General features: G+C 42.4%; 4 protein-coding genes and 1 pseudogene. 3 read left to right on the top strand and 2 right to left on the bottom strand.

Annotated elements, in window-relative coordinates:
* Positions 1-269: pseudogene (gene nadE / locus AB4496_RS11510) on the bottom strand (NAD(+) synthase); the annotation flags it as partial.
* Positions 270-378: 109 nt separating this feature from the next.
* On the opposite strand from nadE, the gene AB4496_RS11515 reads away from it, so the two are divergent.
* Both AB4496_RS11515 and AB4496_RS11520 read left to right on the top strand, forming a co-directional pair.
* On the top strand, positions 379-900 hold the full coding sequence (locus AB4496_RS11515) for a nicotinate-nicotinamide nucleotide adenylyltransferase (RefSeq protein WP_009845745.1): 522 nt from the start codon (positions 379-381) through the stop codon (positions 898-900).
* A 22-nt stretch (positions 901-922) separates the two neighbouring features.
* A complete protein-coding gene (locus AB4496_RS11520; RefSeq protein ID WP_009845744.1) occupies positions 923-1,414 on the top strand; it encodes a hypothetical protein in 492 nt (163 codons plus the stop codon).
* A gap of 115 nt (positions 1,415-1,529) precedes the next feature.
* On the opposite strand, the gene AB4496_RS11525 is transcribed toward AB4496_RS11520, so the two are convergent.
* Positions 1,530-2,156 carry a hypothetical protein gene (locus AB4496_RS11525; protein WP_009845743.1) on the bottom strand — a complete coding sequence of 209 codons (627 nt, stop codon included), beginning with the start codon at positions 2,154-2,156 and terminating at the stop codon, positions 1,530-1,532.
* Between the two features lie 175 nt (positions 2,157-2,331).
* Here AB4496_RS11525 and AB4496_RS11530 point away from each other — a divergent pair.
* Positions 2,332-2,769, top strand: a 438-nt coding sequence (locus tag AB4496_RS11530; RefSeq protein WP_372131006.1) for a 1-acyl-sn-glycerol-3-phosphate acyltransferase, incomplete at its 3' end; no start/stop codon positions are given.

Here is a 2,769-nt window from a genome sequence, read left to right on the forward strand (position 1 = left end):
TCGTCTTCATCTTTTTGTTCACCGTAAGGTAGACGAACCGCGATGAATTGGTACTCGTCGCTACCAGCGCTTTCATTTAGGCTATCAACGGTCATCTGTGCCAAGCGGCCACAGGTTGTTGAGTCGACACCACCACTGATACCAAGGATCAGTGATTTGCATCCTGACTGTTGAAGTTTCGTTTTGATAAACTCCACACGACGAGTCACTTCGAAGTGAGGGTCAATTGAAGGTAGTACGCGCATTTCGTCACGAATTAACTGTTCCATTCGTATTCCTTTCCTGCAAGCAAATTAAAAATCTAGTGTTATCATACCTAAATCATCCGATTTAAAAACCTCTTTGCACAAGCTTAGAAAGAGAAGGCAGTAATAAGTAATGGAAAAAATAGCCATTTTCGGTAGTGCGTTTAATCCACCGAGTTTAGGGCATAAAAGTGTGATTGATTCATTGGCTCACTTTGACAAAATCCTGCTCGTTCCAAGTATTGCCCATGCTTGGGGAAAAGAGATGCTAGACTTTGATACGAGATGTCAGTTAGTTAACGCATTTATTAGCGATCTTTCATTGGAGCAAGTGGAGCTTTCTTTGGTCGAAAAGAGCCTATTTACTCCAGGTGAAAGCGTAACGACTTATGCGGTGCTCAGCGCACTTCAGAAGTTACATCGTGATGCGGAACTCACGTTCGTTATAGGTCCTGACAACTTCTTTAAGTTCTCATCTTTTTATAAATCAGATGAGATTACTGAGCAGTGGTCTGTAATGGCTTGCCCTGAAAAAGTGAAAATTCGTAGTACTGATATCCGCAATGCGCTGATAAGTGGAAGCGATGTTGCAAAACTGAGTACAAAGTCAGTTACAAAGATATTGCAAGATAGTGGACTGTATACAATAATGTAGATTCACTCACTCAAGAGGTCTGATGACTATGCTAAAGCGCGCGATACCAGCGACGATGATCATTGCAGCATGCAGTTTACCTGCATATGCTGAGTGTGATTTTTTTAGCCTAGATTCGGTAATGCTGACTTCTGATGACGAAAATAGCTGTTTAGACTTTTCTACGAGCCTTGAAGCTTTCGGCCAAAGTATGTTGGAGCTTAGTGGGTTAAGCGAACCAGAACCTCAAACTAAGCCTGATTACTGGTCTGATTGGGTTATTCAAAGCAAAGATGCGCCTTTGTTAACTCAGAGCCTTGAGTCTAACTATGTTGGTCTCGGTATGTGGTTTCCAGAAGAGCTGGAAGATGAACAGTATAATATGTCGACAGAAGAGTGGTTGATGAACCATGGTCTTCAGCTGAGCATCGGTTTTGGTGATAAAGTTGAAGGGCAGCCGCGTATGCGTTTTGATTACCGTTGGCATGACTCTAGTGATGCAGACTTAATGATGCAGGTTGAGCTGCCATTCTAGACAGGTAGTTCATTCTTTTCTGTCTAAGTGCTAAGAATTAAAAAAGCCGCAAAAACTGAGTTTTTGCGGCTTTTTAGTATCTAGTCTGTTGCTTTTAATGTCACCGATCGCCAGGTTATAAATCTTCACCAAACACGAGCATGCACAGTTGCTCGAACTCTTCTTCTTTACCTGAGAACAGGTCATCAATCACAAGAGTACGTTTCTGACCTGATTGCATGCGTTTCTTCGCCTCGCGCATTACCATCACCAATGTGTGCTCTTGCGGTAAGTTCGAGTCATCAACATTCCATTGATTGAATCGCTGAGACAGAGCACTTTCACAAAGCAGTGGCTTAAACGCCAACACCTCTTGCTTCAATACAGAAAGCATATCTTTAAACGCTTGCTCAGTATTATTCGTTTTTACACTACGAGACTTAGTAAGTTCTAGCTTTTCTAGCAACGCAGAAGAGAGGTTCGTTTGCGTGACGTATCCCGCTTGTCTTGGGAATGAATCCGTCAAGCGCACAGAAAAGTCGACACGATTGACCTGTGTGTTTGGAAAGTAGGTCAGTGATGTTAGGCAGTCATATGGAACCCAGACGCTCTGACCTGGCTCGACGGCATACTCTTGTTTGCCCAGCTTAATCAAAACCAAACCACTTTGAACCGATACAAGGCTATGCTTAAGTACTTTTTTGCGTGGTGTAATCACCAGGTGTGAAAAGTAAGCCGATGTATATTCAATAGCGAAGTTCATAGATAGTACCTTAGTCTTGGGGCGTCAAGATTACCGTTAATCTTAAAGAATGCCAATAATAACAGGGCATTTTCGATGTTTCTGGTCTGACCTTGTCAAAAGTATGGGCTCTGTAGCTGCGATAAGTCAAAACAACGCGTAGAATGAGCCAGCTTTTTATTATATGAATGAAAAAATGACCTCTCCAACCGATCCATATGTTGATATTCGTCCTTACGGCGATGATGAAATTCCAGCGGCACTAAACCGTCTTATTAATGATGAAGAATTTATCAGTGCGATCTTGCACTATCGTTTTTCAAACCATGCGTCTTGGTTCAAAGCGTTAATGAGCCCGATCTTGCGAGTGTACTTGAAAATGAAATGGAGCAAGCTGACTAGCGTTGAATCCATTCAGATCGAAGTGAAAAAGTACTTACGCGATACGCTCGCTAAAACCACCAAAGGGGTGACATACACGGGTTTAGAGTCACTGGATGCGAACCAAGCGTACCTGTTTGTATCAAACCATCGTGACATTGCTATGGATCCAGCGTTAGTTAATTACGCTTTGCATCTGAAAAATCATCAAACTTGCCGTATTGCCATTGGTGATAACCTACTAAAGAAGCCA

The sequence above is a fragment of the Vibrio sp. 10N.222.46.A1 genome (assembly GCF_041473595.1).
Taxonomy (GTDB): Bacteria; Pseudomonadota; Gammaproteobacteria; order Enterobacterales; family Vibrionaceae; genus Vibrio; species Vibrio tasmaniensis_A.

Coding starts and splice junctions, on each gene's coding strand:
- AB4496_RS11525 (WP_009845743.1), bottom strand. CDS start 2,156: ATGAACTTCGCTATTGAATATACATCGGCTTACTTTTCACACCTGGTG.
- AB4496_RS11520 (WP_009845744.1), top strand. CDS start 923: ATGACTATGCTAAAGCGCGCGATACCAGCGACGATGATCATTGCAGCA.
- AB4496_RS11515 (WP_009845745.1), top strand. CDS start 379: ATGGAAAAAATAGCCATTTTCGGTAGTGCGTTTAATCCACCGAGTTTA.